Source organism: Paenibacillus prosopidis (assembly GCF_003337375.1).
Classification (GTDB): Bacteria; Bacillota; Bacilli; order Paenibacillales; family Paenibacillaceae; genus Pristimantibacillus; species Pristimantibacillus prosopidis.
The window spans coordinates 128,697-147,583 of record NZ_QPJD01000002.1; the positions used below are offsets into that span (position 1 = coordinate 128,697).

Annotated in this window: 15 protein-coding genes; all 15 read right to left on the reverse strand. The window is 46.3% G+C overall.

Annotation, left to right across the window (positions count from 1 at the left end; all coding sequences use genetic code 11):
* Window positions 1-5: 5 nt before the first annotated feature.
* Window positions 6-1,364, reverse strand: a complete 1,359-nt coding sequence (locus tag DFP97_RS02850) for a HAMP domain-containing sensor histidine kinase (protein ID WP_114378464.1) — start codon at window positions 1,362-1,364, stop codon at window positions 6-8.
* Window positions 1,361-2,059, reverse strand: a complete 699-nt coding sequence (locus DFP97_RS02855) for a response regulator transcription factor (protein ID WP_114378465.1) — start codon at window positions 2,057-2,059, stop codon at window positions 1,361-1,363. The genes DFP97_RS02850 and DFP97_RS02855 overlap by 4 nt, the downstream gene beginning before the upstream one ends.
* Before the next feature lie 115 nt (window positions 2,060-2,174).
* The gene (gene chrA, locus DFP97_RS02860; protein ID WP_114378466.1) at window positions 2,175-3,386 is read right to left on the reverse strand and encodes a chromate efflux transporter; all 1,212 of its coding nucleotides are present in this window, start codon (window positions 3,384-3,386) and stop codon (window positions 2,175-2,177) included.
* Between the two features lie 13 nt (window positions 3,387-3,399).
* Entirely contained in the window at window positions 3,400-4,950 is a 1,551-nt protein-coding gene (locus tag DFP97_RS02865; protein WP_114378467.1) for an ABC-F family ATP-binding cassette domain-containing protein, read from the reverse strand.
* An 87-nt stretch (window positions 4,951-5,037) separates the two neighbouring features.
* The gene (locus tag DFP97_RS02870) at window positions 5,038-6,663 is read right to left on the reverse strand and encodes a serine/threonine protein kinase (RefSeq protein ID WP_342773246.1); all 1,626 of its coding nucleotides are present in this window, start codon (window positions 6,661-6,663) and stop codon (window positions 5,038-5,040) included.
* A gap of 122 nt (window positions 6,664-6,785) precedes the next feature.
* Entirely contained in the window at window positions 6,786-7,820 is a 1,035-nt protein-coding gene (locus DFP97_RS02875) for a glycoside hydrolase family 88/105 protein (RefSeq protein WP_114378840.1), read from the reverse strand.
* Window positions 7,821-7,854: 34 nt separating this feature from the next.
* The gene (locus tag DFP97_RS02880; RefSeq protein ID WP_425453488.1) at window positions 7,855-8,691 is read right to left on the reverse strand and encodes a carbohydrate ABC transporter permease; all 837 of its coding nucleotides are present in this window, start codon (window positions 8,689-8,691) and stop codon (window positions 7,855-7,857) included.
* A gap of 2 nt (window positions 8,692-8,693) precedes the next feature.
* Window positions 8,694-9,593: a carbohydrate ABC transporter permease gene (locus DFP97_RS02885; RefSeq protein ID WP_114378470.1), complete on the reverse strand. Its 900-nt coding sequence runs from the start codon at window positions 9,591-9,593 to the stop codon at window positions 8,694-8,696.
* 91 nt (window positions 9,594-9,684) lie between these two features.
* Entirely contained in the window at window positions 9,685-11,025 is a 1,341-nt protein-coding gene (locus DFP97_RS02890) for an ABC transporter substrate-binding protein (protein ID WP_114378471.1), read from the reverse strand.
* Window positions 11,026-11,142: 117 nt separating this feature from the next.
* Window positions 11,143-12,699 carry a response regulator transcription factor gene (locus DFP97_RS02895; protein WP_114378472.1) on the reverse strand — a complete coding sequence of 519 codons (1,557 nt, stop codon included), beginning with the start codon at window positions 12,697-12,699 and terminating at the stop codon, window positions 11,143-11,145.
* Window positions 12,692-14,443, reverse strand: coding sequence for a sensor histidine kinase (locus DFP97_RS02900; protein ID WP_114378473.1), 1,752 nt, complete (start codon window positions 14,441-14,443; stop codon window positions 12,692-12,694). The genes DFP97_RS02895 and DFP97_RS02900 overlap by 8 nt, the downstream gene beginning before the upstream one ends.
* A gap of 66 nt (window positions 14,444-14,509) precedes the next feature.
* Window positions 14,510-15,526, reverse strand: coding sequence for an SAM-dependent methyltransferase (locus DFP97_RS02905; protein ID WP_181873338.1), 1,017 nt, complete (start codon window positions 15,524-15,526; stop codon window positions 14,510-14,512).
* Between the two features lie 1,231 nt (window positions 15,527-16,757).
* Window positions 16,758-17,090 (reverse strand): cyclic-phosphate processing receiver domain-containing protein, encoded by a 333-nt coding sequence (locus tag DFP97_RS02910; RefSeq protein WP_114378474.1) that lies wholly within the window; start codon window positions 17,088-17,090, stop codon window positions 16,758-16,760.
* A gap of 42 nt (window positions 17,091-17,132) precedes the next feature.
* Entirely contained in the window at window positions 17,133-17,948 is an 816-nt protein-coding gene (locus tag DFP97_RS02915) for an Fpg/Nei family DNA glycosylase (RefSeq protein ID WP_114378475.1), read from the reverse strand.
* Window positions 17,949-17,988: 40 nt separating this feature from the next.
* Complete coding sequence (locus tag DFP97_RS02920) at window positions 17,989-18,801, reverse strand: TIGR01457 family HAD-type hydrolase (RefSeq protein ID WP_181873339.1); 813 nt, start codon at window positions 18,799-18,801, stop codon at window positions 17,989-17,991.
* Window positions 18,802-18,887: the final 86 nt, after the last annotated feature.

Consider the following 18,887-nt stretch of genomic DNA (forward strand, 5'->3'; position numbering starts at 1 on the left):
AAATGCTATTGTTTCCGTTGCTTGAATTGCAGCGTTATCGTCGTACCTAGATCAGGCAAGCTGAAGACGTCAACTTTGCCTTCATGCAAATCGACGATACGCTTTGCTATAGACAATCCCAGTCCAACGCCACCGGTAGTCCGGCTTCTGGCTCCATCTACGCGATAGAATCTTTCAAACAGATGCGGAATTTCATTTTCCGGGATCCCGATCCCTTTATCCTTGACCTCAATTTTTACAATATGCCTGACCAGCGTAACGGTGACATCGATCGGGTCCTTTGAATATTTGATTGCATTATCCAGCAATATAACGAGCAGTTGTCTAATTTTATCCTTATCGCCTACCATCCGGACGACCTTAGACATCGCCTTAACGCGAATCGGTCGTCCAAAGGTGGTCTGCAGCATCGTAGCTAGCTCGTCAACTACTTGAACAACGTCGAACAGCTCCTGCTTGAGCCAATCTTCTTGCTCAGCCTCTGCCAGCATTAGCATGGACTTCGTTAAATTTTGCAAACGGTTTGCTTCCTTATCGATTGCTTCAATAGCCTCATTGCGCAGGTTTTCATCGTCGCGCCCCCAACGCCTCAGCATGCCGGCGTAGCTGCTAATTACAGTCAGCGGCGTTTTCAGCTCATGTGAAGCATCGGCCACGAATTGCTTCTGCTTAGCAAAAGTACGTTCAAGCCGCTCGATCATTTGATTAAATGCGCGGACAAGCTGCAATAATTCTGCCGATTCCTCACGGCTGTTCAAATCAATTTGCCTTAGCTTCCCGCTCCGATCGATTTCGCGCATTGTATTAACCATTTGCTGAATGGGCGCCGTCAATCTGGATGTGAACCAATATGTACCAAAGATAGCGAACAAAATGGCTCCGCCGCTCGTTACGCTTAAAGCAGCAACCAGCACTTGCAAATAGTTGTCGAGCTCGTCCAAAATGCGGTTAACCTCAAGCATTCCAATGACACGGTTGCCTTCATAAAGCGGTACACGCATAAACAAAATGCGCTCCCCGCCCTTCGTAATCATCCCTGTATGATGCTGGAGCTCGAACGCTGCCGGCAGCTCCAGCAGCAGCTCGTTGGAGCCCGTGATGTTAACCACTCTATTATTCGGAACTATTATGCGGATCATTTCATTTACATTGTAATATTCATTCAGCAAATCCGGAGAATTTAGTCCTCGGCCGCTCTGGATTCGGGGGTTTTCAAGCATGAGATTGACCTTATTGGCAATTACTTCTTCTTCGCTTTCAGTCGTGATTTTTATCACATAAAAATAGACGAAAATATTAAACAAAATGAGAATAAAGATTAGCCAAAAAATAGTAAAAAGCGTGAACCGTTTGCGCAGCGTCATGCATCGGGCTCCTTTATCATATAACCTACACCGCGCACCGTATGAATAAGCTTATGACGATAGCCCTTGTCCAGCTTTTGCCGCAAATAACGGATGTAAACGTCAACCAAATTCGTTTCGCCGATAAAATCATAACCCCACACTTCAGACAGAATGTCTTCGCGCGACTTTTCTTCATTTTTGTTCTCGACGAGATAGACAAGCAGCTCAAATTCACGCGGAGTCAGTTCAATAACAATATCTTTACGGAATACTTTACGCGTCCGCAGCTCAATGGTTAGATCGCCGACTTTAATCATGTCCGAACCTTCCGCTTCACGCGGATACTGCTGAAATATGCGCAAAATGTTACGAACCCGCGCCAGCAGCTCCTCCATCGCAAACGGTTTGGTAATATAATCATTCGCGCCGTGCTCGAAACCGCTCACTTTATCAGGTACAGTATCCCGTGCTGTCAATAATATAATAGGTACCGGATTACCTGCCTGACGCAGCAACCTCAGCACTTCAATTCCGCTCATTTCTGGAAGCATGACATCAAGAAGTACTAGCTCCCAATCACCTGAAGAAGCCATTTCATACCCCTTACGTCCATCAGTGGCCGTACCGACCGTATAGCCCTCATGCTCCAGTTCCAGCTGCAAAATACGGGATATACCCGCTTCGTCTTCAACGACAAGAATTCGCTCTTTCATCTTTGAGGTTCACCTGCTTCCGGTTGTCGATTATATATTCATTTATCAACACACTCTTGCAAGAGCGGTTGATTTTATCATAATGAAGCTGTTTCACAAATGCAAGCAAGCCGATCTACAGGAAGAGTAGACCGGCGATAGCCGCGAGCAAGACTGTTTGCCACGGAGGACGTTTCCATAATTGCGAAAAGGCAAACAAAATCAGTACAAGAACAAACTGCTCAGAGGATGTAACCGTATCGATAAAAATAGGATCGTATAAGGCCGCCAGCAAAATACCAACGATACCGGCATTGACTCCTTTGAGCGCAGCTTGCGCAATACGATTTCGTTTCAGAGCATCCCAGAATGGCAAAGTGCCGATTAACAAAAGAAACGAAGGTAAGAAAATAGCTATAAGCGCAATTAAGGCATACCCGATTCGCATCGGTCCCGTTTGCAGAGCCGCACCTATATAGGCTGCGAAGGTAAACAATGGCCCAGGCACTGCCTGCACCGCTCCGTAACCGGCCATAAACTGATCATTCGTAAGCTTTAGCTCGCCGCTGCCAAGAAACTCAACCTCCAGCATAGGCAAGACGACGTGTCCGCCGCCAAATACGAGAGAACCGGCCCGATATATGCTGTCAACCATCGATAAGACCGGTGATCCTGTCCAAGTGCCAGCTATAGGCAATAGGATAAGCAGCAAGAAAAATATAACGAGCATGACTGCGGCGGAAATGCGTCCTACAGGATGCTTATCATCCTGTTGTTCTGCCGGTTGCTCCTTCTCCGTCTGCGGCTTAAGCAACGTTATTCCAATAACTGCACTTATTAGAAGCGGAAGCAGCTGTCCCCACATATTCGGCACTAAAATGGCCATGCAAGCTGAGCCGAACATCAGCGAGGCGCGTGAGCGATCCGGGGCTAGGGAACGTGCCATGCTCCAAACAGCCTGCGCGACAATTGCAACTGCTGCCAGCTTCAAGCCCTGAAGCCAGCCCGCTCCTGCCAAAGACAACGTATCTGCACTAAATGCAAATGCAATCATCAGCAGCGCCGAAGGGAATGTAAAGCCTATCCATGCTGCAATAGCGCCGATGATTCCGGCACGTTTGGCACCAATAGCCATTCCAAGCTGGCTGCTGGCAGGTCCGGGAAGAAACTGGCACAACGCTACCAAATCGGCAAACGCCCGATCGGATAGCCACTGCCTGCGTACAACATATTCGTCACGAAAATAACCGATATGAGCAATAGGTCCGCCGAATGAGGTGAGTCCGAGCTTGCTTGCTGCCCAGAACACCTCCCATAACGCACCCAAACCGAAGGCCCGCCTATTCATCCTGAATTCACCCCTAGTTTTGCATCGACCAAGCTTCAACATCCCAAATCTTTGTTACCCAATCCTCATAAAAATCAGGTTCATGTGATACAAGTACAACAGTACCTTTGAATGCTTGCAGCGCACGCTTAAGCTCTGCTTTCGCAACGATATCCAAGTGGTTTGTCGGCTCATCGAATAAAATCCAGTTGCTTTCACGCATCATCAGCTTACAGATTCGCACCTTCGCCTGCTCGCCGCCGCTCAATTGATTAAGCGCACGGGTAATGTGCTCGTTTTTCAGTCCGCAGCGCGCAAGCGCAGCACGCACCTCATGCTGATTCATAAATGAGAATTCGTTCCAAACGTCGTCAAGAGGTGTCATCGTCGGCGCTTTTGCTTCCTGCTCGAAGTAAGCCGGATTCAAATAATCGCCACGGTAAACGTTGCCGTCAAGCGGCGGAATAACACCAAGAATTGTTTTTAAAAGCGTAGATTTACCGACACCGTTGCAACCGACGATCGCAATTTTATCCCCGCGCTCGATAAGCACGTTCATCTTCGGCAGCAATGGCTTATTGTAACCGATGACCATACCCTCAGCCTCAAACACCGTTTTCCCGCTCGTTCTGGACTCTTTAAAGATGAACGTCGGTTTTGCCGCTTCTTCCGGGCGGTCAATGCGATCGATGCGATCAAGCTGCTTCTCACGGCTCTTCGCACGGCCGGAAGTGGAAGCCCGCGCTTTGTTCCGTTGAATGAAGTCTTCTTGTTTCTTAATATAATCCTGCTGTTTCTCATAAGCATCAATATGCTGTGCCTTGTTCAAATCCGCCATTTCCAGAAACTTCTCATAGTTAGCGGAATAACGAGTCAGCTTCGTAAACTCCAGATGATAAATAACGTCGACGACCTGGTTCATAAAACCCGTTTCATGGGAGATGAGAATGAATGCATACGGATAATTTTTCAAGTAATTCGTCAGCCAGTTAACGTGCTCCTCGTCCAAATAGTTCGTCGGCTCGTCTAGCAGCAATACGGTCGGCTTCTCAAGCAATAGCTTCGCGAGCAGCACCTTCGTCCGCTGTCCCCCGCTTAACGCCGTTACGTCGCGATCGAGACCAATGGCACTAAGACCTAAGCCGTTAGCCATTTCCTCGACTTTCACATCAATCAAATAGAAGTCGCCGATATCCAGCTCTTCTTGAATTTCTCCCATACGCACCAGCAGCTGGTCGAGCGTATCGGGATCTGCATCACCCATTTGCATCGCGATATCATTCAGCTCCTGCTCTAATACGAGCATCGGTGCAAATGCATCTTTCAGCACATCACGGATCGTTTTGCCTGCTTCGAGCTTCGTGTGTTGATCCAAATATCCGTAACGGACGCGTGGCGTCCATTCTGCTTTTCCTTCGTCTTTCAACAGCTTGCCTGTCAAAATGTTCATTAGCGTCGACTTGCCTGTCCCATTCGCGCCAACCAGACCTACGTGCTCGCCTGCAAGCAAACGGAACGATACATTTCTAAACAAAACGCGATCGCCAAACGTATGTGATAATTGCTCTACTGTTAACAAACTCATGTCTTTTTAAACTCCATTCATGCATCCTCAATAATATGGCTTAACAATTTTGCCGTTTTCACCCGTATTATTGTACCACATACAAAGTTAATGTGTGTTAATTTCATTGTAAAGCAGTGTAAAAATAGGCTCCAACGCCCGGTTCAGCCGTTGATTCAACCCGGTTTCGCCCATGAACCACCGACCGTTCCATTGTGCGTTCATTATGGCTTCCTGGGGCAGTAACGGAATAGCAGCGGCCGGCGGCATCGGAAATAGCGACAACCATTCGCTTCGTCCTGAAAAACGGATATCTTTATTGGCAATCCAAACCATCGAACCACCAGTTCCTTGCAGCTCCTGCTCTAACGCATCCAGCTTCCGAAAATCTCTTGCCTGCCACTTGGTGACAGACGGATCTCCTACGACAAAAACAAAGCGGGATTGTCTGAGAAGCTGAAACGAAAGCGGCTCGTCCCATTTTGCTGATAAATCAATAAGGTCAATTGCAGCTCCGGCATGACGCAGCATCTGTTCAAATTTATAGTCATCAGGTTCTACGTTTGCCAATTGTTCCGGATGAAGAGTAAACCAGCTTACCAGACTATCCGGCTGTTTGTATCTTATATACCGTTCGTCAAAAGCTCCTTCATTCTGTTCGTACGATGTCCTTCTAGCCCGTTGCATGAGCAACGCATGCCATTCAGGTCTCAAACCGCTGTACTCAGCGGCTGCAACCGATACGCCGCGCCGCCCTAATAAAGCCGCTAATGTCAGAGAAACAAGGGTTGCTCCAGCACCGGGTGAAAGCGATATAACACTGGCACATAATTGCTTTGAACGAATGATTTGTGACCTTGCCGTTGCTGGTCCCTCCCCCTGTTCCCGCGTCAACCTTCGCTCTAATGACTTGAGGGCAGACTCTACATCAACCATGGAACGATATCTGTGCTGCGGGTTTGACTGAAGCATTTGCCTAAGAATATTTTTAAACGAATGCGGGATGTCGGTCTGTAAATGAACGAATGGATCCTTGCCGCTGATGTTAGCATCATTTCTGAGATATGCCTTGCCTCCGCTTGCCATATAATAGAACAGCCCGCCAAGTCCATAAATATCCGTTCTGGCGTCGCTTTGTCCGGCACCCTCCTGCTCAGGCGCAGCATAGCCGACCGTCCCAAGCTGTACGGTATCTTGCAGCTGTCCCAGCTTATATTGACGCGAAATGCCTAAGTCGATTAGCTTCACATATCCTTTGCTGTCAATCATCACATTTGACGGCTTCAAATCCCGATGAATGATTGGCGGCATCTGACCATGTAAATAAATGAGCGCAGAACAAAGCTGCAAGCCGATATGGATTATTTGCGCAAAGGTAAAGCCACCGTATGGCTTAACATAATAGTCGGCAACCGTTTGGCCGTCAATATAATCCATTACGAGGGCTTCATAGCCCTGCTCATTCGGTGGAAAATAATCGATGATTAACGGTAGATGAGGATGACTCAGCTTCATCAAGGTATTGGCTTCACCTATGTAGCTGCCGCTTCCATCAGGCGGTGGAACCGTAACCTTTACCGCTCTTAGCGAGCCTCCCAGCTTCAAATCTTCAACCGCAAATACAGTTCCCATTCCACCCCGGCCAATCGTTCCAACGATTCTGTATCGCTCCCCGAACACGTCACCCTTTACGGGCGAGAATGAGGACCGTTCTATATTTTCGATAGTAGCCACCTCTTTTTTGGCATAAAAAAAGCACCCTGATCCCGCGTGCTGTTACACAAGCGGCTTCAGGATGCTTTCCCGGTTATTAGTGCTACTTTAGCATATGATGGATAGTTCAAACAACAGCTAATTTATGAAAATACGCGCTTTTTGGAATTGAGCAGCTCCGCTAGGAAAGCAAGCGCGAGACCTTGTCCCCAGCCTTGAACACGCTTATGAGCAACATCCCGGTAGCCCTGGATATCATTCATTACAGCTGTTCCCGCCGATACGTTCAGGACAGCGCCATCCTCCGTAATTTGACTTAGTATACCGTCAATTGAACGCTGGATGTACTTGTTGTACAGTGACCCGAAAGCAAACAATCCGGTTGCGATACCTGCTGAGCCTGATGTTTCAAAGTAAGACGTCTCATCATTCAGAACGGTATGCCATAATCCGTTGTCTGCTTGCAACCGCACGAGAGTACTTAGTTGATCGCGCATCGAGCCTTCGATAATCATAAAAGACGGATGCTGAACCGCGATATGCGGCAGCGCCTTCGCCATCGTTAGAGCTGCCCATGAGTTACCGCGAGCCCAGAAGATCGAGGACATATGATTTTGCGCGATATTGTCCCAACCGTGATAATACAAATTAGAAACGGGATCCTGCAAGAAATGCTCATGTCCGTGATACTGCTTCAAGCCATCCTCTAAATAATCGGTACGGTCAAGCAAATGCCCCATCCGGACGAGGAAGTAGCCGGCCATCATCATCGTATCGACCCATGCCTGCTCAGGAAAATTGTAGGTTTCCGAATTAACTGTATGCTGGAAAATTCCATCAGCAAAGCGCACGGCGTCATGCTTTAAGTATTCGGCCATTTGGATGGCAACATCTAAATATTTTTGGTCATCGGTAGCCTTATACAAAGAGATAAGTGCATGTCCGATCGATACGCCGTTAACGGACAGCTTTGGCAGCCCGTCTTCCAGCTTCTCGTCAATCCATTCCTTCAACAATTGAATGTAACGCTCGTTGCCGGTTGCTTCATAGGCTTCCGCCACTCCGAAGAAAGCGACACCGCCTGGCCAATCCCAACTGAAGTCCATTCTAAATGTACGGTCTACGACACGGTCGATTACGTCACGAATATGATTTTCGTCAAATTGAAGCTGCGGCATTTCCATCTTCCTCTCCCCTGGTTCTTTCAAATTTCTATTTTAATCCACTTGTGCTAATCCCTTCAACAATGTACTTCTGAAAAGCAAAGAATATAGCCAGTACTGGAATTAAGCTGACGATCGACATCGCGAACATTGCGCCCCAATTCGATACCGTATCACTGTCGAGGAACATCTTAAGCCCCATGGATACCGGATATAAGCTTGGACGGTTTAAGTAAAGAACCGGTCCGAGCAAATCCTCCCATCGCCAGTAAAAAGAGAAAATAGAGGCGGTTGCTAAAGCCGGCACAACGAGCGGCAAAATAATTCGGAAAAACAAGCGGAACTTTCCGCAGCCGTCAATCGTTGCCGCTTCATCGAGCTCATTCGGAATCGTCCGTATGAACTGGATAAGCAAAAAGATGAAAAACGGAATGCCAAAATATTGCGGAATGACAATCGGTTTAATAGAATTTAGCCAATCGATCTTAGCGAACAAAATATATTGCGGGACAAGCACCACATCATGCGGAAGCATGAGCGTAACCATCATAATCGCAAACCAAAACGTTTTGCCCGTAAAATTAAGCCTTGCAAAGCCGAATGCAATAAAAGCAGAAGATAATACGGCGCCTATTGTCGCTAAAACAACGATCTCGAGCGAGTTCATAATAAAATTACCGAAGGATTGGCCGGCGATCCCGATCCAGCCGATTTTGTAATTTTCCCAAATCCATGGCTGAGGTATGAGCGAATCGGCGGTTGCGAAAATGAGATTGCTTTGCTTGAATGAACTCATTAACAGCCACAAAACGGGATAAACCATAGCAAGCGCGAGTGCGGATACAAAGATATGGTAGATGGGCCACTTCAGCTTTTTGGTCAACATGATTAATGCCCGCCTTTCGACTCGTAATGGACCCATTTCTTAGATGTCCAGAACAGGATTCCCGTAAGTATTGCAATAATTATGAGCATGACCCATGCCATAGCTGACGCATAACCCATATCGAAGTATACGAATGCTTGACGGAACAAGTAAAGCGAATAGAGCAGCGTTCCGTCAAGCGGTCCGCCTTCGCCTTTGGAAATGATGTAAGCTGGAACGAATGTCATAAAGGCGCCGATCGTTTGCATAATCGTGTTAAACAATATGATCGGGCTGAGCATAGGCAATGTGATCTTGAAGAAACGAATGACAGGACCTGCACCATCCACATTGGACGCTTCATACAATTCGGGCGGAATGTTTTTGAGTCCTGCCAGAAAAATGAGCATCGATGAACCGAATTGCCAAACCGATAAAGTAATTAGCATCCAGAGCGCTGCTATTGGTTCCGCAAACCATCTCACGCTATCTAAACCGAGTGCATTCAGAAAAATGTTTATGACCCCTTCGTCACCATAGAGATTGCGCCACATAATGGAAACCGCGACGCTGCCGCCAATAATGGAAGGAAGATAATAAACCGTCCGATATAACCCGATTGCTTTCGAGGCTGTATTTAAGATCATGGCGATAAACAGTGCGAACGCTAGGCGAAGCGGTACGCCGATAAACACGTACAGAAACGTAACCTTCAGCGATGCCCAAAACTTCGAGTCGTCGGTGAACATCGTCGTGTAGTTTTCTAATCCGATAAAGGATGGCGTTGATAAAAGATCATAATCTGTAACCGAAAAATAGAGCGATGCGATAGCGGGAACTAAAGTGAACAATAAAAATCCGATAACAAACGGTCCTATAAACGTGTAACCGATCAAGTTGTTTTTGAGTGATAGCGATTTCATCTTTTCCAACTCCTATACGAAGTCTAACGTGCCAGGTATGAAAGAGCGATGGCCGATCTTACGACCAGCCATCGCATCTGTTCAAACAATGTTACTTGTTCTTCTTAAGAATGGCGGTTGCTTCGTCTCTAAATTTCTTTGCCGCATCTTCAGGTTTGATTTTGTTGTAGTTCATTTGCTCTGCAAGGCTGGTGAGCGATTTGAACACTTCAGCGGAGCCGATTGGATCAGCCGGATCCATTGGGGAGCTGTTCGACTCAGCCCAAGAAACATAGTCATACACTTGAATTTGAGCCGGAGTAGATACCTCTTTCAGCGCTTCTTTTACTTTTGCAGAAACTGGAACGCCGCGGTCACCCAAAATCAATTTGTTTGCTTCGATATCATTTACGAAAAAGCTGATAAATTTAGCCGCTTCTTCCTTTGCTTTCGAATTTTCAGATACGGAGAAGAACATACTTGGCTTCAAGAACAACCCTTTAGTCATTTCAGGACCAGTCATAGGAGCAATAGCGAGCGGACGGTTGGCTACTTGCTGCAGGCCAACAAATTGGTTCGACCACTGCCATACGCCGATACCTTGGTTCAGCACTAGATGACTGTCTTCCGCGCCTTTGATTTGTGACAGTACGTCTGGTGCCGGAACTGCTCCGTCAATGACCAATTTAGATAACATTCCGAAGAAATCGACGAACATTTGATCATCTTCATAGCCAAGTCCATTGCCCTCAGCATTAAATAGCGTTTTACCTAATGTACGGAGGTAATATCCGAAAAACACCTCTGCACGCATACCGCTATCGAAGTAAAGACCAGCAGCCTTTGCTTTGCCTGCCATCTCTACGTAGTCATCCCATGTCCAATTCTCGGGAATGGAATCGATGCCTGCTTTTTTCAGAAGAGCCGGGTCATAGTTCAAGCCAAGTGCATTTACACCAAGATTAATACCATAAAGTCCGTCTCCCAGTTTACCGCCGTCAAGCGCGTTTTGACTAATGTCGCTCACGTCGATTTGATTATTCAGGAAAGGCGTCAGGTCAGCCAATTGATTTCTGCCCGCATATTGCGAGTAGTTTTGAGTATCGATTTGAATGATGTCCGGAAGCTCGTTTGCAGCCGCTTGCGGCGCAAGCTTTTTCCAGTAATCATCATAGTTCGCATATTCCATTTCAATCGTTACATGTGGATTTTTTGCTTTGTACATTTCGATTACTTTCATCGTATAATCGTGGCGTGGCTGTCCGCCCCACCAAGCGATTCGGAGTGTTACCGGCTTTGCTTCCGCCGGCTCTTCCTTTACTTCTGTCCCGCTGTTTGTTGTGTTTGGTTTGTTCGCTGTGTTTTCAGCATTGTTTGCATGACCGCCGCAAGCGCTTACGAGAACGAGTGCGAAAGCCATGAGCAGTAAAAGCATTTTTTTCGGTGCTTTCATTGTGTTACGCCCCTTCCAAACTCTTAAATGTTGTTTACAAGCTTTATTATAGGTGTATTGTCGAAATGTCGGAATTCAAAAAACCGCTTTCTTTGTTAAAAAAACAGAGGTCGCCTTTTATGGCGACCTTTTGTATTCGGAAGGCGTAAAGCCCGTATATTTTTTGAATACTTGACTGAAATACTGCGGATTATCTCCAAATCCGAATTTTTCGGCAAGCTCGAACACTTTTACATCGCCAGTTTTTTCGATTTCCTCAATCGCTTTCTCCATCCTAAGCCGGACGACATAGTTTGAAAACTTATCTCCGGTCTCTTTCTTGAAAAGCTTGCCTAAATAGTCTGCGTTCATATACAAGATCTCGCTTGCTACCCAATTAAGCGAAAGCTCAGGATTAGCAATATGCTCCTCGATAACAAGAATCATTTTATGAATGATAAAGGAATGCTTTTTAGTATGCGATTGGAAGTTGTTCAGACATATTTGTTCCGCATTTTCTGTAACGAATTGCTCGATTGCACGCAGTGTGAAAAGTTGATCGAAGCTTGCAATTTTTTTCAAATAATCGTTGATTTCATCAGGTTTCCCTTGTCTCACAATCGCCACGTAAAGAGGAATAACATAAGACTTGGACAGATGCGTATCCATTCTGTTATCCGCAAGCATCTGGAAATAATTTTGCAACTCCGCTTGCACAAACAACCAGTCGCCGGACTTCACATGCATGCAGAGCGGTTCCTCGTCATAGATGAACGACTTATGAAGACCATCGTCCGTTCGTTCGATATCGTCCTTCGTAATGATGCTGCCTTCGCCTAAATAAAATTGATAGTTTAAGCACTCCAACGTCTCACGATACATTTTACGGGCGTCGGTAATTTGACCGGCATCGCTAACGGCAACCGTCGTATCCAGTTTGTAATAAGAGGCGAACGTTTGCTTGATTTCTTTTAGCTGCGAAAATAAGGGTTCCGCATCATCCGTTACCTTGATAAGCAGAAGTACGTGCTTGCCGATCGTTGTGCTGAGAAGCACGATTGATTCACCTAGAACATCCTGCGCGATGTTTTTAATGGCAAACATATGCTCGAACTCAAACTTTCCTTCTATTTGAAATAAAAGCAGCTGTATCTTATCGTTTTCTACCGTAATGTGAAACAATCTTCCATAATCGTCCCAGTCACGTTGACCATACGTCTTGTTCGTAACGAGCTCCTTCAGGAACTGCTCCTTCGCATGGGGAAGAACCTTGGATAACTCCTTCTGAATGTTCACCATAAAGCTCTCTTGCGATTGCTGCTTCTCCAGATCTTCTATGACTTCCGATAAGGCTTGCGTAATGGTGTTCTCGTTGCAGGGCTTCAATAAATAATGCTTTACGCCATATTGCATTGCCTTACGGGCATAATCAAACTCGCTGAACCCTGATAGGAGAATAAAAGCAATGTGAGGAAACTGCTCGTACATTTTCTCTACAAGCTGCAATCCGTCCATACCCGGCATTTTAATATCGGAAATAACAATGTCAGGCATATGGCTTTCAATGAACGTCGCCGCTTCAATGCCATTTCGGGCCGTTCCAATCAGTTCGGTTTGAAAGGCGTTCCAATTAACTGTACGCGATATGCCCTCAACAATTATTCGCTCGTCATCTACCAGCAGTACTTTATACATCGGAATCCCTCATTTCATAAGGCAGCATCATCGTAACCTTCGTGCCTCCATTAGGTTCACTCTCCACCATAAGCCCGTATGCCTCACCGTAAAGAAGCTTAATGCGTTCTTCGATATTTTTCAGACCAAGTCCTGAGCCTTTCGTTTTCACTTCGCCGCTTAAAAGTTTAGCAAACTGCTCCTCCATGCCAGGACCGTTATCCTCAACGGATATGAACAAAAGGGCTTCTTCTACATAAGCATGAATTCGAATCGTGCAGGTGTCAATCATTTGCTCAAGTCCGTAATTGACCGCATTTTCGACAAGCGGCTGCAAGGAAAGCTTCGGAATGCTGCAATAAAGCAGCTTATCGGGGACATCGACATGAAAGTCGAGCCGTTCCTCGAACCGGTATTTTTGAATCGTCACATAATGGCTAATGATGTCGAGCTCTTTGCTGAGCGGTATAAGCGGCTCCTTCAAATTAATCGAAGTTCTAAGTAAGGAGCCTAATGCTTCGACCATTTGGGAAATATGCGTTTGATTATTCAGCTTAGCTGACCAATTGATCGATTCTAACGTATTGTACAAAAAGTGCGGGTTAATTTGAGCCTGCAGCGCTTTGAACTCCGTATCGCGAATCGTGAGCTGCTTCACATAGTTTTCATGGATAAGCTCATTAATCCGCTCGACCATAATGCGGAAATTACGATGCATTTGCCCAGCTTCATCCATTGCCAGGGCCCGTGCATTCGGCTCATCCGTATATTCAAAATTACCTAGCTGAACCCGCTTCATTTTTGTATTCAGCCGTTCAATCGGCTCCGTTATCCCGTTCGCGAAAGAGATGGCGATGAGAAGGATGACAACGAACAATACGGCAAAAATAATAACAATCGTATTTTTAACTTTAACGATACGGTCAAAAATATCATCGAATGGAATTAGCGTAAAGTAAGTCCAATCGGTGTTAGTAGATGCAATATAAGTAACAAAATATTGTTTCCCGTTTGAACGGATAACCTTGTAACCCTCGTCTCCAGACAATGCAGCTAGTCTATCGATCGGAAATTCAGAAGCCTCGGGATAGATCGCTTCTTTATTTTTCATGATAATAAGCTGAGCGTCGTTGCTGTTCATTCCTTTGGCGAAGTCGCTAAACAGCTTCTTCATGTCAATTCGTAACGCTAAAGTTCCGATATAGTCGAGGTTGATCTGCTCGAACGAGCGGACCTCACGCGCAGCAATTAGTGAGTTGTCATTGAGGTCGGGAGCAATCCACGTATTGCCGCCTTTATTGACCCTCGTTAATTGCTTAAACTCATTTAAACGGTCTTGATTGACCGTGATCGAATTCGCTCCAACGGCATACTCATTATCGTTCACATCATAAAGCTGTGAAGATAACACATACTTATCAAGCGCTCCGATATTCACCATCCGCTCGCGGACCGTCGTTCTTACCACATAATTATCGTAATCAGACAACCCGCTCTTGATCGAACGTAAATAGTGCTGGATGGTCGAGTCCGTCGCAATCATGAATGAGAGCTTCTCCATTTTCTTCAGCTCATTTTCGATGCTAAGCGAAGACAAGCTGAGCGCTTTGGAAGATTGCTGATATATTTCTTGGTCGTAAAAGTCAAAAGCATATTGCTGAACACCGATTCCAAGCACTGCAACGACTAACATAATGATCGAGATTAACACAAACATTTTGTGCTTAATTCGCAAATTCATATAAAGCGCTTTCAAACCAGCCACCAGCAATAGCCTCCTTTGCCAAGCGTAAACGGCTGAAGTGCGCCCTTCGACGAAGGGCGGCTTCCGTTATTTTTTTTGCAAATAAAGTGTGATCTCTTCGCGATTGTGGAATAATTGCTTCGCTTTTTGAAGCGCAAACTCCGTTTCCAATCTTGAGATGACATCCCTGATCGTTTGCAAAGGCTTGCGATGCATTAATTTGACGGTAATGATTGCGGTAGCCCCCTTCGCCAATGCAGGCTCAAGGTCAAGCACAAGCTTGCACATCAGCATCGGACTCCAGCTCATATCGCAGACAAGCAAGTCAAAGGAACCGGCATCAAACTTCACATCTGAAGCGTTGCGCTTTAAATAGGTCAGGGTTGGATATTCCAATAACGAAGGATGCAGATCCGCAGGATCGACAGCTGTTACACGCAAGCCCCGCTCAAGCAGCAGCGACGTCCAGCCTCCAGGCGCCGCGCCAACATCAAGCGCTTTCTGGTATTTGGCATAATTAAGCCCGAATTCACGTTCGGCTTCCAGCAGCTTGAATTTAGCACGAGAAACCTGACCCTCCTCACGCTGGAACCGAACCGCGCCTCCCGGCCAATCAGACAGCATGTCCGATGGCGTACCAAATCCAATGTACAATTCGTTCACCGCTGCATAAATGGCGATAATGATTTCCGGCTGCTGCACGACCGGCTCAGCGCCAATCTCTTCCAACACCGCATCTAGTACCGCTTTCGTATCTGCGGCCGAATAGAGATAGGCTGTATTCGAAGTGCGTCTAATATGAACCGCTGTCCGTCTATTCACAAATGTAAGTACGGCATGACGAACCATATCCGACAATTGCTCTAAATCATTGGCATTTCCGGCAATTTCAATGGTTCTGTCAACCGGCTGCACATGCCGCAAAAATATCGGCTCCTGCTGATGAATCGCTTGCAGCGTCGTTTCACGGCTCTGCGGGCTGTTCATCAAAAACACCTCACCAGCTGCAAGCTGAGTGAAGGCCGCACCTTCTATGAGTCTCCGAAGCTCTTCCATTGCATAGGATGCATAACTTTGATTCGCTGTTCCGATCCATTGACTCACTTTTATATGCCTCTTTCGTCGTTTATTACCCCGGCCCTTAAAGGGAGTTTAACACCCAGACCCTGAAGGGCTTTTACACCCAAACCCTGAAAGGCTTTCGAACCCACCCAAACCCTCCCTTCCAAGGGAGGGCCCCGAGGGTCGCACCCTCTGGACACCCGCAATTGGACTAACGTGGGAGAGTCTGCGTGTTCGTGTGTGTAGTTTGAGCGTGGAACGCTTTAGTCCTATGGGACACGCTTCACTGTTGGTGCGCTTTGCGGGACACGCTTTATATTAATTAGAGATAATTACTAATAAGTCTCGGCTGTAAAAACAGTATCGAAACGGATCAATGTCCATGTCTAGCGCCTCTTTCGAGGTACTTGCGGACATGGAATCCGTTATTTATCCGTTTTTTCCCTTTTTTAGGTACTTGCGGACATGGAATCCGTTATTTGCCGTAAAACAGTTATTTTAAATATATTTAAAGACGTATAGGAGATCCTATGTCCGCACAGTTTGTATTTTATGCCTCGTACACACAAATAGCGAATGTTATGTCCACATCCGCAAATCATGATCTACGGATAGCGGTGCCTCTTTGCAACTCTTATTTCCACTTAATTGCCTCCCGAGCTCATACACTGGTGGCTGGTTTATTTAAGCATAGATTCTTACACTACCCAATTAAACTTACGAACTGCAAAAGTCATGTTAATTTCATTTATTATACTTATTTTATTCTTTTATTGAATTATAGCCGAGACAGTGTCATTGCGAGAAACTAATCAAATTACTTCAAACGAATGTGTCTAGAATAGCCATTATTTTCATGATTTAATACTTCTAGGCTTGTCTTTATAAATTGCTCCAATTAGTTTCACCAAATATAACTAATTTTCTCCCCGCGACTTCAAGCGTGTCCCATAGGGACGAAAGCGATCCTACACATAACCTTCTGATTTCCTTCTCAGTCACTAAATCGTTATTCGATTCATTGATTTCCAGGTAACCCTAGCCCGTCCCATGCAAGCGTGTCCCCCAGGGACGAAAGCGTTCAACGCTCTAACCCGACCCGCGAGCAACTGTCCACCTCTCACGTTAGTCCAATTGCAGGTGTCCAGAGGGTGCAACCCTTGGGGCCCTCCCTTGGAAGGGAGGGTTTGGGTGGGTTCGAAAGCCCTTCAGGGTTTAGGTGTTAAGCCCTTTAGGGCTTGGGTGTAGAAGCCCTTGAGGGTTTGGGAGAAAATTATTCATCAGCTATTTCCTTTAATAACGCGTCCGGCATAGGTCCATTATGAAGCTGGATATTCGTAGGCGCATTCGTCGAAAGCATGTGGTACATTTGCATGCGTCCAGCTGCACTGGATGTGTGCAGATAAATGTGTTCGGGGTAACGACCGGACTCAACGATATGACGTACCACTTCGTAGCCTGTAGGCTGTGCCCAGCCTAGATCGTAGTCAAGCGATAGAATGCCAACCGTTTCAAGGTCCAGCAGCTGCTTGCACTCTTCGGCATTGCTTGCTAATACGAATCCCTTTGGACATGCACGGTAATCATCTAAATAAACATGAATCATCAATGAATCCCCCATCCACACATAGATTCAATGCTTGCTTATTCATTGATCCTTCTGGCAGCTCAGGCAAACGTAAGCTTTTCGAGTAGATACGTCCATCCTCACAATCGTTGCGCCGCATCTTGGGCATGACTGACCTTCACGGTTATAGACTTTAAAATGCGCAAGATATCCGCCTGTTAAGCTATCGTCTTCGGCAAAAGGCTGCTCGCCCGCTCCACCTTTTGAAATCGCTTCCTTTAGCACTTTATGCGTAGAAACATAAAGTCGTTCCCATGTCTCGCGTTCAAGAACGGGAATTTTTGCATCGGGCCGCACTTCTGCATCGAAGCAGATCTCATCTGCGTAGACGCTTCCAATACCCGAAATGATATTTTGATCAATAAGCGCCGCTTTTAGAGTGCCTCGTTTTTTTGCAAACCGGTCAATGAAACGATCTACCGTTAGCCATTTTTCAAAAGGGTCCGGTCCTAAACGACCCAATTTCTCTTCGACTTCCTTAACAGACAACAGCTGCATATCGTCTGCACGTAGTCCAATACAATATAACGCTTGATCAGAGAATCGAATAATTAATTGTGCCGGTCGTTTTGGTTGATCGACATCGCTGCCTTTATACAAATAAGCGCCTTGAGCCATATGCAGCATTAGACGCTTTCCGTTATCCAAATGGAATAACAACTGCTTGCCGCGTCGTTCTACGAACCAGACAGCCTTTCCTGCTACGTCATGTTCCAGCCGTTCAGGACTTACTTGAAACGTTTTCGAATTTTTCACTTCAATACCGGTAATTCGGACTCCTGCGAATTGCTCCGCCAACAAAGCCCTGTATATATCTAACTCCGGCAGTTCCTGCATCAAAGCTCGCTTCCTTCCCATGGCCTTCGTTTTGTTTCTCTTATTTCCTTCTATGATCGGAAATATACGAACGAAGCTCTTCTAAATGATTGCAAACGATATCCGGCTTACAGCCGGCCTGTTCCATATAATAATCGATATTTTGAGCTGTCGTAAGCCCGGTCAGCACAAGCAGCGTCCCGCATCCGGCAGCCCTGCCGAAAGCGATGTCCGTTGCCATATTATCGCCGATTACCCACGTTGCATTAGCCGGAAGTCCGATTCTTCGCAACGAGTAGTTCATCAAAATTGGCGAAGGCTTTCCGATAAGCACAGGCTCCTTGCCGCCTGCCGCTTTTAGCATTGCACCAATCGATCCCGCGCCAGGAATAAGTCCGTCACCTGAAGGCAGCAGCAAATCAGGGTTAGTCAATATAAATTGTGCTCCCCCATGAATAAAGCGGACCGCCTTCGTTAATCGTTCATAAGTGAACGTTCTGTCAATGCCTTGGAGCACAAAATCCGGCTGCTCCTCCGTCAGTAATAAGCCCGCTTCTTGAACAGCGCTCCTTAGCCCTGTTTCACCTACCACAAATACAGAAGCGCCAGGATAGTTGTCAGCAATGTACTCTGCGGCCGCTTGCGCAGATGTGCAAACATCATCCGCTGTGGCCGGTATTCCCATTTTCAATAACCGATCAGCCACTTCTTGCGGTGATGCAGATGAATTGTTCGTTACATAACGAAAGGGAAGCTTTATATCACGCAAATAAGAAATAAGCATATCGGCACCATCAATTAGATGCGTACCATGGTATAACGTACCGTCAAGATCAATGAGTAAACCGCGCATTTCAGGCAGTCTATCGGTCATAGCTGTATACCTCCCAAGCAACAAAGGCTGATGCCTTCTCAAAGCGGCTCAGCTTCGTTATCTATAACTGTCTGCTTACGCTTCCT

What these genes read in the sequence shown, in the direction of transcription:
- DFP97_RS02895 (WP_114378472.1), bottom strand. Translation starts at nt 12,699, where the DNA reads ATGTATAAAGTACTGCTGGTAGATGACGAGCGAATAATTGTTGAGGGC.
- DFP97_RS02915 (WP_114378475.1), bottom strand. Translation starts at nt 17,948, where the DNA reads ATGCAGGAACTGCCGGAGTTAGATATATACAGGGCTTTGTTGGCGGAG.
- DFP97_RS02880 (WP_425453488.1), bottom strand. Translation starts at nt 8,691, where the DNA reads ATGTTGACCAAAAAGCTGAAGTGGCCCATCTACCATATCTTTGTATCC.
- DFP97_RS02920 (WP_181873339.1), bottom strand. Translation starts at nt 18,801, where the DNA reads ATGACCGATAGACTGCCTGAAATGCGCGGTTTACTCATTGATCTTGAC.
- DFP97_RS02865 (WP_114378467.1), bottom strand. Translation starts at nt 4,950, where the DNA reads ATGAGTTTGTTAACAGTAGAGCAATTATCACATACGTTTGGCGATCGC.
- DFP97_RS02890 (WP_114378471.1), bottom strand. Translation starts at nt 11,025, where the DNA reads ATGAAAGCACCGAAAAAAATGCTTTTACTGCTCATGGCTTTCGCACTC.
- DFP97_RS02875 (WP_114378840.1), bottom strand. Translation starts at nt 7,820, where the DNA reads ATGCCGCAGCTTCAATTTGACGAAAATCATATTCGTGACGTAATCGAC.
- DFP97_RS02910 (WP_114378474.1), bottom strand. Translation starts at nt 17,090, where the DNA reads ATGATTCATGTTTATTTAGATGATTACCGTGCATGTCCAAAGGGATTC.
- DFP97_RS02855 (WP_114378465.1), bottom strand. Translation starts at nt 2,059, where the DNA reads ATGAAAGAGCGAATTCTTGTCGTTGAAGACGAAGCGGGTATATCCCGT.
- DFP97_RS02850 (WP_114378464.1), bottom strand. Translation starts at nt 1,364, where the DNA reads ATGACGCTGCGCAAACGGTTCACGCTTTTTACTATTTTTTGGCTAATC.
- DFP97_RS02885 (WP_114378470.1), bottom strand. Translation starts at nt 9,593, where the DNA reads ATGAAATCGCTATCACTCAAAAACAACTTGATCGGTTACACGTTTATA.
- chrA (WP_114378466.1), bottom strand. Translation starts at nt 3,386, where the DNA reads ATGAATAGGCGGGCCTTCGGTTTGGGTGCGTTATGGGAGGTGTTCTGG.